This window comes from Amycolatopsis sp. lyj-112 (genome assembly GCF_046549055.1).
In the GTDB taxonomy this organism is placed as follows: Bacteria; Actinomycetota; Actinomycetes; order Mycobacteriales; family Pseudonocardiaceae; genus Amycolatopsis.
On the sequence record NZ_JAJPWS010000004.1, the window covers coordinates 63,280 to 78,580 of the forward strand.

Annotated in this window: 14 protein-coding genes; 6 read left to right on the forward strand and 8 right to left on the reverse strand. The window is 67.4% G+C overall.

Annotated features, from left to right (window positions below; genetic code table 11):
* Positions 1-52 precede the first annotated feature (52 nt).
* Together ACLJRL_RS16145 and ACLJRL_RS16150 are read left to right on the forward strand one after the other, a co-directional pair.
* Complete coding sequence (locus tag ACLJRL_RS16145) at positions 53-679, forward strand: TetR/AcrR family transcriptional regulator (RefSeq protein WP_410656982.1); 627 nt, start codon at positions 53-55, stop codon at positions 677-679.
* A 43-nt stretch (positions 680-722) separates the two neighbouring features.
* Positions 723-1,493, forward strand: a complete 771-nt coding sequence (locus tag ACLJRL_RS16150) for an endonuclease/exonuclease/phosphatase family protein (protein ID WP_410656983.1) — start codon at positions 723-725, stop codon at positions 1,491-1,493.
* Positions 1,494-1,555: 62 nt separating this feature from the next.
* Here the strand turns inward: ACLJRL_RS16150 and ACLJRL_RS16155 are convergent, their stop codons facing one another.
* The 3 genes from ACLJRL_RS16155 to ACLJRL_RS16165 all read right to left on the reverse strand — a co-directional run bounded on the left by ACLJRL_RS16155 (position 1,556) and on the right by ACLJRL_RS16165 (position 4,510).
* On the reverse strand, positions 1,556-2,113 hold the full coding sequence (locus ACLJRL_RS16155) for an SRPBCC family protein (protein ID WP_410656984.1): 558 nt from the start codon (positions 2,111-2,113) through the stop codon (positions 1,556-1,558).
* The gene (locus ACLJRL_RS16160) at positions 2,110-2,721 is read right to left on the reverse strand and encodes a TetR/AcrR family transcriptional regulator (protein WP_410656985.1); all 612 of its coding nucleotides are present in this window, start codon (positions 2,719-2,721) and stop codon (positions 2,110-2,112) included. Before ACLJRL_RS16160 ends, ACLJRL_RS16155 begins: the two co-directional genes overlap by 4 nt.
* A gap of 127 nt (positions 2,722-2,848) precedes the next feature.
* On the reverse strand, positions 2,849-4,510 hold the full coding sequence (locus ACLJRL_RS16165; RefSeq protein WP_410656986.1) for a hypothetical protein: 1,662 nt from the start codon (positions 4,508-4,510) through the stop codon (positions 2,849-2,851).
* A gap of 21 nt (positions 4,511-4,531) precedes the next feature.
* On the opposite strand from ACLJRL_RS16165, the gene ACLJRL_RS16170 reads away from it, so the two are divergent.
* Positions 4,532-5,017, forward strand: a complete 486-nt coding sequence (locus ACLJRL_RS16170) for a hypothetical protein (protein ID WP_410656987.1) — start codon at positions 4,532-4,534, stop codon at positions 5,015-5,017.
* Positions 5,018-5,162: 145 nt separating this feature from the next.
* Here ACLJRL_RS16170 and ACLJRL_RS16175 read toward each other — a convergent pair whose 3' ends face one another.
* The 3 genes from ACLJRL_RS16175 to ACLJRL_RS16185 all read right to left on the reverse strand — a co-directional run bounded on the left by ACLJRL_RS16175 (position 5,163) and on the right by ACLJRL_RS16185 (position 10,395).
* Positions 5,163-6,377 (reverse strand): serine hydrolase domain-containing protein, encoded by a 1,215-nt coding sequence (locus ACLJRL_RS16175; protein WP_410657433.1) that lies wholly within the window; start codon positions 6,375-6,377, stop codon positions 5,163-5,165.
* Between the two features lie 116 nt (positions 6,378-6,493).
* Entirely contained in the window at positions 6,494-7,315 is an 822-nt protein-coding gene (locus ACLJRL_RS16180; RefSeq protein ID WP_410656988.1) for a GOLPH3/VPS74 family protein, read from the reverse strand.
* Between the two features lie 98 nt (positions 7,316-7,413).
* Positions 7,414-10,395 (reverse strand): family 16 glycoside hydrolase, encoded by a 2,982-nt coding sequence (locus ACLJRL_RS16185; RefSeq protein ID WP_410656989.1) that lies wholly within the window; start codon positions 10,393-10,395, stop codon positions 7,414-7,416.
* 274 nt (positions 10,396-10,669) lie between these two features.
* On the opposite strand from ACLJRL_RS16185, the gene ACLJRL_RS16190 reads away from it, so the two are divergent.
* On the forward strand, positions 10,670-11,242 hold the full coding sequence (locus ACLJRL_RS16190) for a YbhB/YbcL family Raf kinase inhibitor-like protein (protein ID WP_410656990.1): 573 nt from the start codon (positions 10,670-10,672) through the stop codon (positions 11,240-11,242).
* Positions 11,243-11,248: 6 nt separating this feature from the next.
* On the opposite strand, the gene ACLJRL_RS16195 is transcribed toward ACLJRL_RS16190, so the two are convergent.
* Together ACLJRL_RS16195 and ACLJRL_RS16200 are read right to left on the reverse strand one after the other, a co-directional pair.
* On the reverse strand, positions 11,249-12,487 hold the full coding sequence (locus tag ACLJRL_RS16195) for an acetyl-CoA hydrolase/transferase family protein (protein WP_410656991.1): 1,239 nt from the start codon (positions 12,485-12,487) through the stop codon (positions 11,249-11,251).
* A gap of 46 nt (positions 12,488-12,533) precedes the next feature.
* Positions 12,534-13,154, reverse strand: a complete 621-nt coding sequence (locus ACLJRL_RS16200; protein ID WP_410656992.1) for a TetR/AcrR family transcriptional regulator — start codon at positions 13,152-13,154, stop codon at positions 12,534-12,536.
* 164 nt (positions 13,155-13,318) lie between these two features.
* Here ACLJRL_RS16200 and ACLJRL_RS16205 point away from each other — a divergent pair, with 164 nt between their 5' ends.
* On the forward strand, positions 13,319-14,122 hold the full coding sequence (locus ACLJRL_RS16205; RefSeq protein WP_410656993.1) for an SDR family NAD(P)-dependent oxidoreductase: 804 nt from the start codon (positions 13,319-13,321) through the stop codon (positions 14,120-14,122).
* A gap of 35 nt (positions 14,123-14,157) precedes the next feature.
* Complete coding sequence (locus ACLJRL_RS16210) at positions 14,158-15,285, forward strand: DUF5938 domain-containing protein (protein ID WP_410656994.1); 1,128 nt, start codon at positions 14,158-14,160, stop codon at positions 15,283-15,285.
* Positions 15,286-15,301 lie beyond the last annotated feature (16 nt).

Below are 15,301 nucleotides of genomic sequence, written 5' to 3' on the forward strand. Positions count from 1 at the left end.
GTTCATATTAGAAAACTAAACCGGGTAGTTTCCTGAGTCAAGGGGGTCGTCCATGGCAGGACGTCGCGAGGAGCGGTCGGCCACCAAGCGTGCGGAGATCGTGGCCGCCGCGCGAAAGGTGTTCACCACGCATGGTTACCTCGGCACCAGCATGGATGCGGTCGCCGCGGCGGCCGGCGCGTCCAAGCGGACCGTGTACCAGTACTTCGCCGACAAGGAGGAGCTGTTCGCGGCGGTCGTCCTCGAGACGGTGGACCGAGGCTTCGAGTTCTTCCGGCCGCACATCCTCGCCCTCGCCGAGACCGACGACCTCGAGAACGCGTTGCGGCAGCATGCCCGCATCACGGTCTCCGGGATCATGAACCCCGAGGTCCTCCAGATGCGCCGTCTGGTGATGGCCGAGGCGGACCGATTCCCCGAAGTGGGCCGCCAGTACTACGAACGCAGCTGGGTGCGGACGACCGGCCTGTTGGCGGAAACCCTGACGCGCTTGACCGAGCGCGGACTGCTCAAGGTCGACGACCCTGCGCGCGCGGCCTATCTGTTCGCCTGGCTCGTCGTGTCGATCCCGTTGCAGCGCACGGCGTTCATGGGCAATGCCGCCGTCGGCACGAAGGCCGAGCTGAACGAGGTCGCCGACGAGGGCGCCCGCGTCTTCCTCGCCGCATACGGAGCCTGACGGACTGTTGTGGTCAAGCTGGGTCATCTGCTTGTGTCTTGTCATGAATCGCGTGATCGTCTCGCTGATGGCGCTCGGGCTCCTGGCCGTGCCCTCGGCAGCGGCCTGCACCGCGCCGACGAGCGCCGGGACGATCACCGTGCTCCAGCTCAACATCTGCCACGGCGGAATGGCCGGCTGCTACCGAGGCGACGCGGTGCTGGTCAAAGCCGCCGAGGTGATCGGGTCGAGTAAGCCGCAAGTGTTGTCAGTGAACGAGGCGTGTTCGGGTGACGTCGACCGGCTGCGACCGGCCATGGGCCCCGCGCGGGCCCTGTTCGTCGCGGCACGCAACCTCGACGGCACTCCCACGCTGTGCCGCGACGGTGCCCAGCAGTACGGCAACATCATCATGGTCGCGAACAGTTTCGCCGCCACAGACGAGGAGTCCGGCACCTACACCGCCCAGTACACGGCCGCGGACGGCCACCTGGAGCTGCGGTCCTGGGCATGCCTGTCCGCCGCTGAACTCAGCGCCTGCACCACGCATCTGTCCTCCGACGACGCACCGACCGCGCTCGCCCAATGCCGGGACCTGATGAACCGCGCGGCCGGTCATCCACGGCCGGCCATCGTCGTCGGCGACTTCAACCTCGAAGACCAGGGCTCCCCCGGCATGCGAGACTGCGATCCCACCGGGTTTTCCCGTCGAGGCGACGGCGACGTCCAGCATTTGTACGCCAGCGACGACCTGTCATTCGGCCGGACCACCTCGATCGACATGACGGGCACCACCGACCACCCCGGCTGGCTGGCCACCCTGACCCACCGCTGACCCACCGGAACGGGTCGACCCGAGCGGGCGCCGGTGACAAAGGGTGAACAGCCGCTACCTACTCACGAGGAAGCACGGATGGCGAGGGCGCGGTTCATCGCATCGAACTGGCGTTCTGTGTCCCGCAACGTACTTTCGGCGAACGGGACGGCGACGCCGGTGAAGCGCTCGGTCTGCACCAGACGAGTGCTGTCCGGGCCGAGGGCCTGAAGTGTGAACTCGTGCTCGCCGTCGGCGATCCAGCCCGGACCGAGCTTGCCGAGCCAGCGCAGTTCCTTGCCTGGCTCGACCGCCAGAACCGTCGGCTCGAACGACATGTCGCCACCGGCGTCGCGCAGGACGATCCGCAGGGTGGCATCCACCGCGAGCGTGCCGTCTGGCGAGGCGACCTCCGCCGAGACCATGAACGGGTTCCAACCCGGGTATGACCGAAAGTCGGTGAGCACCGCCCAGACCCGGTCGGCGGGCGCCGGGATGTCGAGCGACGCGGTCAGAGTCACCACCCGGACGTTGCTCCAGATCGTGTAGCCGGTGAGGACGAGCAGTACCGCCGCCACGATGGCCGGTGCACGTCTGGACCGGCGTTTCCTCGTGGGTGCGGTTTCGGCGACAGTGGTCATTCTTCTGTTCCTTTCTTTGCCAATGCGGTCTTCACCAGGCGGTCCACATAGGACGGTCCGACTGGCCGTTGGGTAACGAGGACGCGGTAGTACAGCCCCCCGGCGAGCTGGTCGAACAGCACCTCGGCGTCAAGGTCGGCAGGCAGGTCCCCGCGAGCCTTCGCCCGCTCGATAAGCTCCAGGGGGACCTTGTTGCGGTGTTCGAACATGCGTTGTACCGCCAGGCCGATGTCCTCGTGCCTGGCCGCGGCTGCCGTGATTTCCGCGATGACCCCGGCCGAACTGCCGCCCGCCGTCTCCGGCCGGCCGGCCCTGCGCATCCGGTTGAGGCCCGCGGCGATGGCCGTCAGATAACGCACGAGGTCGCGCCGGATGTCACCGGTGTCCGCCACGTCGACGTCCTGCTGCATCCGGGCGACCACCGCGACGATCAGGTGGTCCTGGCTCGGCCAGCGGCGATAAAGCGTCGTCTTGGCGCAACCGGCCTGCGCGGCCACGGCGTCCATCGAGAAACCGTCATATCCCTTCGACAGCAGCGCTTCCAGTGCCGCATCCAGGATCCGTTCGTCCGCCGTGTCGTCCCTCGGCCTGCCCCTGGACCTGTTCACCCGGCGCCCCTTCCATATCGCTACCGTCGTTTCGTAATTAGGCTAGGGCACAGCACCGTATTACGCAACTGTAGTAGCGAAACTCAAGGGACGTTCGACTCGCCGAGATCACCCAGGGACAGCGCCGTCAGCCCAGCCGCCTACGGGCCTTCTCCCGAATCTTGGGAGACGTTCTCGGGTCGTCCAGAAGCTTCTGCATCGCCGCGCGCCCACGTTTCGCGTCGTGGTCCATGGCCGTGTCCGCTGCTTCGAAGCGAAGCGCGGCGTTACGGTCGTGTTCTGACACGTAGACGAGCGCCTCGGCCATGGCCGAGCTTCCCGGCAGGGCCAGCGCGGCCTGGATCCGGACACGTCCGTCGGCACGCTTGACGATGGCCCACAGCGCCGCCTTTCCGGCTGAACGATCGTGTTCGAGCAACGCCGACGCGGCCTTCAGACGCGCGGTATCCGGGCGGGCAGTCAACGCGAACTCGCGCAAGGCCCGCACTCCCGCTCCCCGAGCCTCGACAGCGGCGGCGATCCGGAAGTCGATGGTCGCCTTCCGCCGGTCCGCCAGCCCGGCCAGCAGCCGGTGTCCGGCCGGCGTATCCAGCGTCACGACCTCACGGGCGGCTTCCAGGGCCGTTCGGTCGTCGGCGCTGTCGGCGATCGTGGTGTACAAGGCGACCACACGAACTTGAGACAGCGTGGACCGGAGCACCTTGACGGCGCCGAGCCTGGTCTTGCCCGGGGCGGGCGCATGTGCGGCGAGCTCGGCGAGCTCAGGTGTGGCCTGCTCCGCGTCACAGTCGTAGGCCTGGCGCAGCCAGGAAAGCCGGGTCACGTGGCTGCCTGAACCCGACTTCGAGATCGTGATGTACAGCCGGGCGCCCAGCACCTTGTCCACCTCACTGACCGCCTGCGCCGCGTCACCGCGGTAAATAGCCTCGAGCCGGGGATCCTCGGCGAGGTTCACCAACGTGGCTGACGGCCCGCCATACACGGCGTGAATCCGTTTCGCCGCGGTCACCCTCAGCCCACCGGGTGCTTCCGGATCCGCCGCGAACCGCTCCAGCACCGGGATCGCCTGTGCGGGCTCTAGATCACCGATCATGACGGCCGCGCGGAACCGCATTTCGCCGTCGACCGGTTCGTCCCGCCAGAGCAGCGAGTCCAGGATCCGCACCGCTGTCCCGGAATCCCTGCCTCGCACCAGCTCGGCGATACGCAGCGGGGTGTCTTCCCGCGCGGCCGTGTCCGCAAATTGCTCCGCGGCCACGATGCCGTCCCCTCCTGGCATGCCCAGTAGCGCGACAAGGATCTCCTCGCGTTTCCGGTCGGGCAGGCCGCGCCCGAGCGCGACGAACTCCCGCATCAGCTCGGACGAACCTATACCGATGACGACGTCCGCTCGCAGATCTCCCATGTCCGGGCTCGCGGCCAGCAGGTGCCGTGCCCGGTTCGCTTGCGCGCGGTCGCGTTCCCCGATGAGGGTCGCCGTCTCCAAGCGATCCGACGGCGTACCGGTCAGGTTGCCGGCCAGGATCGCGAGACTCTTGGCGCCTCGGGGCTTGTCCTGCTTCGCGATCTCGTCGACAGCGTCGAGCCTGCGCCGGTCCGTCGCTCTTGGACCAGGGTTACTGACCAGCGACTCCAACTCCACGAGCGCCTGCCCGGGGTCGAGGTCGACCAACAAGCCTACCGCTGCCTCGAACCCGTCCGGCTGGGTCAGCGCATCGCGCAGTACTTCCACGACCTGCTCGACAATGCCGCTGCCCGGCAGCAGGTCCCGCCGGGCAAGCTCGATCACGAAACGGATGTTCGGAACCCGATGCCGCTCGTGCAGCAGCCGACGAAGCCGCCGTTCCACCGCCGGTCGGGCGGACCGCCACCAAAGGGCGGCCAGGAACAGCTGCATCCCGGCATCCGGCCATGGCCAGACAGCCTGCGGCGCCAAGTAATTCCTCACTCGCAGCGACCGCGCACGCGGATACCGCCGAAAGAGGTAATGCGCACTCAAATAGTCGGCTACATCCCGACGGCTGAAGCGAACCTCACCGCCATCGACGACGGCAAGACCGGTCGCGCACAGCAACTCGGTCACCCTGTGCCGACGTTCGACATCGGGCATCTCGCGCGGCCAGTCGAAAAAGACCGACCCATCTCGTCCGCGCGCAACGGCTTCCAGAACTTCCTGGGCGGTATCCGGCCGCAAAAAGGGCGTCGCAGCAAGAGTTCCGACCGCGAACCGCATCATCTGGTCCAGCTGTTCAAGCTCCGGTGGCACGCCGTCAGCAGTCACACGCAAGCATGCTAGCCGCGCCGTGGGACCCGGCCCAGGACAAAAAGGGGACACTAACGCGCAAGGGCCGGGCGGTGTGACACCGCCCGGCCCTCCGCTCAGCCGTTCGTCACCGAATGCGCCGCTGCGCAAGGCAAGAAGTACCAACGCGCCTGGTGGGCTACCCGATCTTCCCGTCGCAGAGCACCTTGTCGACGAGCATCCGGTCCGCCTTGTTGTACGCCTGCCCCAGGTCGGCCGCGGAGTCCCCGTAAGTCATGGACAGCTCGAAGGTCCTGCTGCCGTCAGGCGTGCTGGCCATCAGCGTTCCGTAGCCGTGGAAGCCGCCCATGCCTTTGAGGACGATGCCGCATTTCGAGCCCGCGTCCTGGACGTACAACCCCAGCCCGTAGCCGCCCTTGGGGTGTGGCTTGCGCATCTCGGCCAGCAGCGGGGCGGGCAAAAGCCTCCCGGACAGCAACGCGGAGAAGAACGTGTGGAGGTCCTTGGTGGTCGAGATCAGCTCACCGGCGCTGGACGCCCAGGAAGGGTTCTGATCGGTGATGTCGACCGTCTTCCACTGCCCGGCCTCCTCGTAGCGGTAGTAGCCGTGGGCGTGCGGCCCGGGGATCCCCGGCCACGTGCCCGGCACCACGGTGTCCCGCAGTCCGAGCGGGCGCAGGATCCGTCGCTGGAGCTCGTCGCCGTAGGGATTGCCGGTGACCTTCTTGATCAGCAGCCCGGCCAGCACGTAGTTGATGTTCGTGTAGTTCCAGTCCGTTCCAGGCGCGAACAGCGGCGGCTTGGACAGGCCGAACCGGACGAGCTCCTCCGGCCGGTAGGTGTGGAACCGGTTGTCCAGGAACTCCTTGCCCACCAAGGGGATTCCCGGCACGATCGTCCCGTCGGGCAACATCGCGCCGGTGTAGTCGAACAAACCGCTGGTGTGCTGCAACAGCATTCGCACCGTGATCCGACGGTCCAAGCCGAACTCGGGCAGATACCCGGCCACCGGTGCGTCCAGGCCCACTCTGCCCTCCCCGACCAGTTGCAGCACGACGGTCGACACGAAGGTCTTGGTGTTGCTACCGATCCGGAATCGCCCGTTCGTCGGCGGCTTGGCGGTCTCGCCCAGTTTGCGCACTCCCGCGCTGCCGGCCCAGTCGCCCCGCTCGTCGTGCACCCGCAGCTGCGCTCCGGCGAAACCGGAGTCGGCGATCTCCTGGACCATCGCCCGCAGATCCGGACGATCTCGCCCGGCAGCGGCCGTGCCGTCCGCGGCGGCCACCCCGGGCATGGCCAGCCCGGCCAGCAAAGCGGCCGCCGCCGCCGTCGCCCCAGCCCTCCGGAAGACCCGCGACTTCCGGACCCTGTTGTCGTCGGCACCCTTGCTCATTCGCGGCTCCGAGGCCGCGATCGATGAACTGATCATGGGAGCCACGATCGCCGACCGCCCTGACACAGGACGGTCACCGCGCTGACACCGGCCGGAGACGCCGACGCCACGCCCGATCATCTCGGCGCGAGCCCGCCGCCGAGCGTACGGATCAGCGAGGTGGCGAACTGATCGACGCTCGGCCTGGCGTCGGCCGCGTCGATGAAGTGGCCGAGGAACGCGCGTTCGAGGCAAGCGCCGAGGAGGAGCCCCGCCGCGGCTGCCGGGTCTGCGTCCTTGTCGACCCGGCCGAGTTCTTGTTCCGCGGCAAGGTAGGCGGCGAGTGCACGGCCGGCGGCCTTGCGCAGTCCGGGGAGGGTGGCGTCGACGTGGTCGCGCAGCGCGGTGAGCGCGGGCTTGTGCGCACGACGTTCCTTGGGGGTGAACACGCTGTAGAGATCGCCGTCGGCGGCGAGCACGGCCACGACCGCGTCCTCTATCGGGAGGGTGGCCGGGTCGCGGCCGAGAAGGACCGCGTTCCGTGTGTTCTCCCGCAAAGCGGCCACCTGCCGAGGATCGCCGAGCGCGATCCGACGGGTCGGGAAGACTCCCAGCATCCGGCCGCGGGTGACCGTGACCGTTCCCGCCGCTTCGAGTTGGTCTCGCACGGTGGCTTCGGCCTTGTGCCAGTTGCGGTCCACGAGCCTGAACCACGACCGCGGTTTGTCCGGGGACACATCGTCGAACACCTCGGCCAGGAACGGATCGCCCGGCGGCGGTGCGGTGGCGTCGCGGCTGACCTTGCCGTCCTGATCACCGAGCAGCCCCGCGATGGTCAACTCGGCCATCGCACCCGCTCGCATCAGCTGACCACGAACCAGCGCGCTGGCGGAATCGAGCTTGTTCTTGTCCAGATTGAAGATGAGCAGGTACAGCCGTTGCGGCAACGTCAGGTCCATACCTTGATCTCACACTCTTCCGCGCGTTTCCGACAGTGACGCCGCGTCACTACTTCGTGGTGACGTTCCACCAGGCGAAGCAGTGACGCGGCGCGGGCCTAGAGCCGTTCGATCCAGACGGTGCGGAACCTCGGGTTCGGCCCAGGGTCGCCGTGGTCCTGCAAACGGATATGGCCCTGTGCCGGGCCTTCCGGATTCCCCGCGCCGGTACTGCCGTTGATCGCCACGTTGTCGTGCACCAGCTTGCCGTTCCACCACATGGTCACTCGTGCGTCGGCCACTTTCTTGCCACTGCTGTCGAAGCGCGCGGCCCGGAACGTGATGTCGTAGCTCTGCCACGTGTCCGGCGGCCTCGCGGCGTTCACGTCCGGTGCCTTCTTCGTGTAGATCGAGCCTGCGTCGTTCGGTTTCGGTGCGGTGACGCCGAACGACTCAAGTACCTGGATTTCGTAGCGTTCCTGGAGGTAGACCCCGCTGTTGCCGCGGGCCTGCCCGGTCTGCTCCGGCGGGTAGTGCGGCTGGTACCACTCGGCGTGCATCCGGAAATCACCGAACTTCTCCTTGGTGCGGATGTCTCCGCCGAACGACTCCACAGAGCCGTTCGCCACCGGCCACTTCGCCGCGCCACCCGCAGTCGATTCCCAGGCGTCGAGGTTCTTCCCGTCGAACAAGGTGATCCGCCGGCCCGGCGTCACGCTGATCTTGTCGAGATTGACGTGGCCGTCGTCTTCCGGCTCGTAGACGAAGGAGATCGTGTTCGCCCCGGCCCGCAGCAACGCGGACTCGACGTGGGTGGCCCACTGATTCCAGGCACCGGTACTGGCGAGCCAGATCTGTTTCTGCTTCTGGCCGTTGACGTACAGGCTCATCGACTTGGTCACGGGTTGCGGATCGGGGTTCGGCCCGTTCGCATAGCGCAGGGCGACGTCGTGACGGCCACCCTTGGCGACGTTGACCGCGAAGGTGGTGCTGCTGCCGGGAGTCCAGTTGCGGTCGACGAAACCGGCGCCCGAGTAGCCGGAGTGAGTGGTGTTGAACCCGGTTCCACCGGCCAGTTTGGCCGATTCCGCCTCGTACTCCGGCGGCGCCGTCGAACCGTCCGGCAGCGTGGTGAGGGTGTACCAGGCCTCGGTGCTCCACAGCGCCTGTCCGGAGTCCGCCGCGAACGGACGGGGTGAGTGGACGTGGACCACGCGGCCCGGCTTCAAGCCGTTCACCTTCAGTGTCACGGTTCTGCGGTCCGCGGACAGCGCCGACGAAGTCACCTGAAGGGTCTCCTCGTCGATCTTGGGGCCGCCGTACTGGGGCGTCGCCACATACCGCCACTGCGCGACGTTGTACTTCGCCACCAGATCCTGCGCGGTCTTCTCCGAAAGTGGCTGGGTGTACTCGATCTCGAAACCACCGTCGATCGCGCGCATGGCGAGCATGTCGAACGCGTCGGCGCCGCTGAGCGACAACTTCTGCAGGCCGTGCTTGAGCTTGCCCGCCTGGCCCCAGTTGCCTTCGGAGCCGATGCCGCCGGTGTAGATCGCGCCGTCCGGCCCCAGGCTGATCCGGCTGACACCCGACTCCAGGCCCTGCGTCATCCGGAACACCGCACCCTGATACTCGCCCCCGACCTTCTCCAGATACGCGCGCTGCAGCCCGCCGTAGGTCACGTCGCCGAAGACCATCTGACCGGCGAACACCCCGTTCGGGAGGATCAGCGGATTGCTCGGCGAGTTCGATATTTCGCCATGGGGCAGCCACAGCACGGGCTGGGTCACCGGCTGGTCGTCGAACGGTCCGTCGGGATTGGTGTGGTGATTGAAGAAGCGGCCCTGTTTGACGCGTAGCAGCTTCGACGTCGGCAAGTACGCACCCTGGTTGTCGGCGACGAAGAGATCGCCCTCCGGGCCCCAGCCGAGGCCGTTGGGTGTGCGCAGCCCACCGGCCACATAGGACACTTTCCCGGTGGCCTTGTCTATCTTGAGCGTGGAACCCCGGTTGGCGGCGAGCTGCGGGTCGAGGGTCGCGCCGCCGGGGACCATGGCGATGCCGGTGGAGACGTAGAAGGAACCGTTCCGGTACAGCAGACCGAACGCGAACTCGTGGTAATTGCCGCCGAACGGCCAGGTCGCGATCGTGCGGTACTGATCGGTGACCTCGTCGCCGTTGGTGTCGACGAGCGCGGTCAGGCCCTTCTTCTCGGACACGTACAACGTGCCGTCGACGTACTTGACACCCATCGGCTCCTGGAGGTCCCCGGCGATCTTCTTCGTCGTCACCTGCGACGGATCGGTGGCGCCGGTGACGTTGCCGAGCAGGTACACCTCACCGAGCGTCGTCTGCCTGCCGCCGCCCCAGGTGGAGATGGCCAGCCGGCCGTCCGGAAGCCAATCCATGCCGGTGACCTGGGGCTCGAAACCCTCGGGACGCAGATTCGTCAGCTTGTAGCCGGGGTGGACGCCGGTCAGCGGCAGGCCGTCGCCGGGAGATTCCGTGACACCCTCGCACTCCTTGCGGCCGGGCGAGGTGACCCGTGTGACGTCGGCATCGGTGCTCAGCGCCGAGGTGGGCACCAGGGAGAAATCAGCCGCTCCGGGAGACCGCCATTCCAGTTTGAGCCGCTGGTCGAAGTCGGCGTCGAAATGGTCGATACGCAAGGGATGGGCGCCTGGGGACAACTCGATCGAGCCGTCCTTCGGGGTCGCGCCGTGCTTGCCGCCATGGTCGATGACCTGGGTACCGCCGAGGAACAACCTGGCACCGTCATCGCTGGTGAGCCGGAAGTCGTAGCGGCCGGCGGCGGTGATGTTCAGGTAGCCGGTGACCTCCGTGACGAATCTGTCCGTGACGCCGAAATGCTCCGCGCCCGCCCAGTCGATCGTCGGCATCAGCTTGTCGATATTGGGCGTCTGGCTGGGTTTGAGCGTGCAGTACTTCTCCAGCGGAACCTGCACGTCGAACACGCGCAGCGTCACACCAGGTTCCTGCGGTGGTATTTCCGGCTGCGCGGCGCTAAACGGCTGTGCAAGGGCCGGGGCGGGGAACCCGACGGCCAGGACCAACGCGAGCAAGGCGGCGAACGGCCGCATGGGCGTTCCTCCTCGGTGGGGACACAGGTCGCGCTCCGCTGCGCGACGACCGCGTGGCCCCCAGTAGGCCAGCCCTTTTGTATGAGGTCAACAAAAGTCCGTGCGATTCCTGCGAAAGATGCACGTTAAGAGGATCCTCGAAATCGAAATAGCGGCGGCCGAAAGCCGTTGAATACACCCTGTTCGACCGGAAAAGTGCGCTGCCCAAGCAATCCGGGATGCCTACGCTGAGTTCATCAGCCCCACGGACCGAAAGCATCCTCGGGAGCCCCCAGTGAGAACCGCGAAAATTGCCTTCTGCGCCTTGGCCTTCACCTTGGCCGCCGGCCTTTCACCCGCCGCCGCTTCGCCGGGCCGGAATGCGTTCACCTTGTCCAGCAACGCCTTCGTCAACGGCGGAATCATTCCCAAGGCCCACGAGTGCACCAGCGGCGGCGGCCAAGACCCGGCCAAGAAGAACGAGTCCCCTCCCCTGGCCTGGTCAGGCGCTCCCGCCGCCGCCAAGAGCTACGCGATCGTCATGCGCGACCTCGACAACGCCAACCTCATCCACTGGGTCATCTACGACATCCCGGCGAACACGGCCTCGCTCCCCCAGGCCGTCGAACACGCCTATCGGCCGTCACTGCCGGCAGGAGCCAGGCAGGTCTACTACCGGGGAAGCGCGAGCCTCTACGGCTACCAGGGCCCGTGCTCGCCCTCGACCGTGAACACCTACGAATTCGTCGTCCACGCGCTCAGCCAGACGTCGCTCACCAGCCTGAACTCCAGCTCGTCGACGCAGACCGCGGCCAGGACGATCACCGCGGCTTCGCTCGCCTCGACCAGGATCAGCGGCGAGTCCTGACGCACCTCAGCCGTGAAGGGTGAATCCGAGTTCCCGGCCTCGCGTCAGGAGTTCTTCCCTCGCCGCCGGATGCGCGACGTGGTCGACGATCTGCTGCGCCTGCTCGCTCGAGTCGTTGCCCCAGATGGTTGCGACGCCGTGTTCGCTGACGAGGAAGCTGTGCTGGAACGACGTCACCGGCCCGGCCAGCCGGGGCACGACCGTCGAGACGTCGGCCTTGGGATGCCAGGACGGGAGCGCGATGATCGCCCGGCCACCGGGCGAGTGCAGTGCCCCGACGACGAAATCGGTCTGCCCACCGAACCCCGAGTAGATCGCCCCTCGGACCCGATTCGCGTTGGCCTGCGCGAACAAATCGACCTCTAGAGCGCTGTTCACCGAAACCAGACCACGCTGCCGGGCGATCACCGCGGGATCGTTCGTCTTCTCCGTGCGCAGCAACCGGATCCGGGGATTGCGGTCGAGCCACCGGTACAGCTCGGCGCTGCCGAACACGAACGAAGCCGTCACGGGTTCCGCCGGATCGAGCGCCCCGGCGCGGTCGAGTTCGAGCACGCCGTCGCTGAACATCTCCGACCAGATCGAGAGGCCCTTCCGGCCGGTCACCGCGGCCAGCGTCGCGTCCGGGATGCCGCCGATGCCGAGCTGCAGGGTCGCGCCGTCCGCCACCAGCCCGGCCACCCGCTCACCGATGGTCCGTGCCGTGTCGCCCACCGGCCTCGGCTCCGGCGAGAGGAGTGGTTCTTCCGCGTCCAGGGCGTAGTCGATTTCTTCGACCGGCAGGACACCGTCGCCATAGGTGAACGGCATATTCGGATTGAGCTGCGCGATCACCAGACCGCCACGCGCCCGGACGGCCTCGACGGCGGCCGGCAGGATGTTCACTTCCGTCCCCAACGACACCACGCCGTCCACCGGCACGGAAGTGTGCACCAGGACGACGTCCGGCGGCAGTGCCTGCTTGAGCAGCTGCGGTACCAGCGACAGGCGCGACGGGAAGTACCGCAATCCGGCGCGGCCGCGCATCCCCGCTCCGACGAACGGCGTCTCCAGCAGGACCCCCGGCCGATCCGGCACACCGACCTGCGCGTTCAGCGCGAACAAACGGTATTCCGCCAGCGCGGCGTCCAGAACCGCCAGTGCCCGCATCGGGGTGGCGAAGTTCCCGCTCACCACCACTCGGGGCTGCCGCGAGGGGACACCGGACAGGACCGCACTCAGCTGGCTCTCCGACAGGACGCGCATGAGTCGATCATGCCCGAGCCGAGCACCGGAGAGGCGGCCCGGCGCGTCAGCCTGTGACCAAACGCTCCAGCATCAGGCCGGCGTTCTCCGCCAAGTCGTCCGCGGCGCTCTCTTCACCGGCGAGGTGGTGCAGCAGCGCCTGCTGGAAGAGCCCGTCGAAGGCGGCGTAAGCGAACGCCTGGGTGGCGACCGGCGAAGCACCGGCAAGCTCGGCGTAGCGCTCCACGACGCGCCAGATCATCCCCTGCCGCTGCACGTCGATGTCCAGGACATCGGCGCGGAAGGCCGCCTCGAACAAGCTCTGGTTACGCAGGTCGTACCAAAGCCGGTGCATCACCGCGTCGGCCCGGAGCGTGCCCGCCATCGCGGTGCCGAAACCGTGCCGGAGTTCGTCGGCCGATCGCGCCGCGGCCACGGCCTCGTCGTACCGCGTCACGCACACTTCTTCGAACTTGCGGACCGCGTAGGTCAGCAGTTCCACCTTGTCGGTGAAGTAGTAGTGCAGCACGCCATGGGAAAAGTTCGACTTCTGCGCGATCTCCCGCAGGCTCGTCCTGGCGTACCCCAGCTCGGACAGCGTCTGCAGCGCGGACTCCGCCAGCTCCGCCCGGCGCTGGGCGAACTTGTCCACGCTCCTGCGCGCGATCCGCTCGCTCGTCTCGGTCACCACGGGTTCCTGTCCGGTCCGGAAGCCCGCGCCTGCCGCGGGGTTCACAGTCTAGCGTCGCCTAAATCTTGACGACTGTCCAAGAAAATCTTGACGACTGTCCAAAACTGGCTGATGATGTGACCCACGCCGCAGCCGCGGACCGTCTCAAGGAGGAGAAGTCCATGGGTTCGTATGACCTTTCCGGCCGGAAAGCCCTGGTCACGGGCGGAGCGCAGGGTCTCGGGGCAGGCATGGCCGAGGCACTCGCAGAAGCCGGGGCCTCGGTCGTCATCGGCGATGTGCAGCACGATCTCGGGCGCGCCACCGCCGACGCGATCAAGCAGAAGGGCGCCACAGCGAGCTTCGTCCAACTGGACGTCACCGACGAGCAGAGCTGGCAGCAGGCGATCACCGCGACGATCGGCGAGCTCGGCGGCCTGGACATCGTGGTGAACAACGCCGGCGTCGAGATCACCGGGCTCGTCGCCGAACTCGATCCCGCCGACGTACGGAAGATGCTCGAAGTCAACGTGCTGGGCACCGCGCTCGGCGTGAAGCACGCCTTCCGCGCGATGCGGCCGGGCGGCCCCGCGGGCACCGGTGGCGCCGTCGTGAACATCTCCTCCGTCGCGGCGACCATCGCCTTCCCCGGCATCGCCGGCTATTCGGCGACGAAGTCCGCGGTGGACAGGCTCACCCGGGTCGCGGCGATGGAGTCGGGGAAGCTCGGTTACGGCGTGCGGGTCAACTGCGTCTACCCCGGTCTCGTGCCCACACAGATGGGTAACCAGCTCGCGCAGGACGTCGTGGAGGTCGGTCTCTTCCCCAGCGTCGAAGAGGCCATCGGCGCCGTCATCGCACAGACCCCGGCCGGACGGCTCGGCGAGGTCGCCGACATGGCCGACGCCGTCGTGTTCCTCGCCTCGGACGCGGCACGGTTCATCACCGGCGCCGGCCTCCCGGTCGACGGCGGCATGGGCATGTGACCCGCTTTCCCTTGGCGACAAACGAAAGGACCTCCATGAGCACCCCCAAACCCGTCGTCGTCTACGGCGCTTCCGGCTACACCGGACGGCTGATCTGCGAGTACCTGCGCGAGTACAACGTCCCCTTCGTCGCGGCGGGCCGTGACAAGGCGCGACTGCAGGACGCGCTGGATCGCATTCCCGGCCTCGACACCGTGGACCACGAGATCGTCGAGGTGTCCCATGACGTCGAGGCGCTCACCGAGCTTTTCCGCGACGCTCAGGTCGTGTGCAACACCGTCGGACCGTTCAGCGAGCACGGCCACGAGGTCGTCGAAGCCTGTGTGCGCACCGGAACCCACTACCTCGACACCACCGGTGAACAGGACTGGCTGATCTCCGCCGAGGAACGGTACGGCGCGCAGATGGCCGAGAAAGGCCTGCTGCTCTCCCCCGGCATCGCCCAGATGTACACCACCGGCGAGATCGCGGCGAACCTGTGCCTGGAAACCCCCGGACTGGACACATTGGACATCCTGGTGTTCTGGAAGGGTTATCCCACAGTCGCTTCCACCAAGACGATCCTGGTCAACGCCGCGTTGTCGTCGGCCTATCACCTCGAGCAGAACGAGTACCGGCCCTGGCCGGCGGACGGCGGCGTTCAGGACGTCACCGTTCCCGGGCATCACGAAACCGGTTTGGCGCTGCCGTGGGGCGGCACCTCGCATCCCGTGTGGTTCAAACGCGACCCGCGCGTGGCCAACGTCAAGGCCGTCGGCGGTGTCTTCGACCGCGGACTCATGCAGGCCGTGCCACAGATCGTCGCGGCCGCGCTCGAACAGGTGAAGGATCTGCCCGAGGCCGAGAAGCTGAAGGTCCTGGCCGAACAGGCCGCCGCGGTCCGGGACGAGATGCCGCCGCGGGAGAACCAGCGGATCAACACCTCGCTGGATTCCGTGCACGCCTCCGGCCCGCTGGGGCGCGCGCACTGCGTCATCCACGGCACCTGCAACTACAAGCAGACCGGACTGATGCAGGCGTACGCCGCCTATTCGCTCCTGCAGCAGCCGCCGAAGCGCGTCGGGTTCGCTTCCGGCTGCCAGGCGTTCGGGCACCGGGAACTGCTCGGCGTCCTGCGCAGCTTCGGGTTGGTGTCGAATCCGGTCCTGACCGTCCACGGCTGAGCGGAAGGACGAGCGC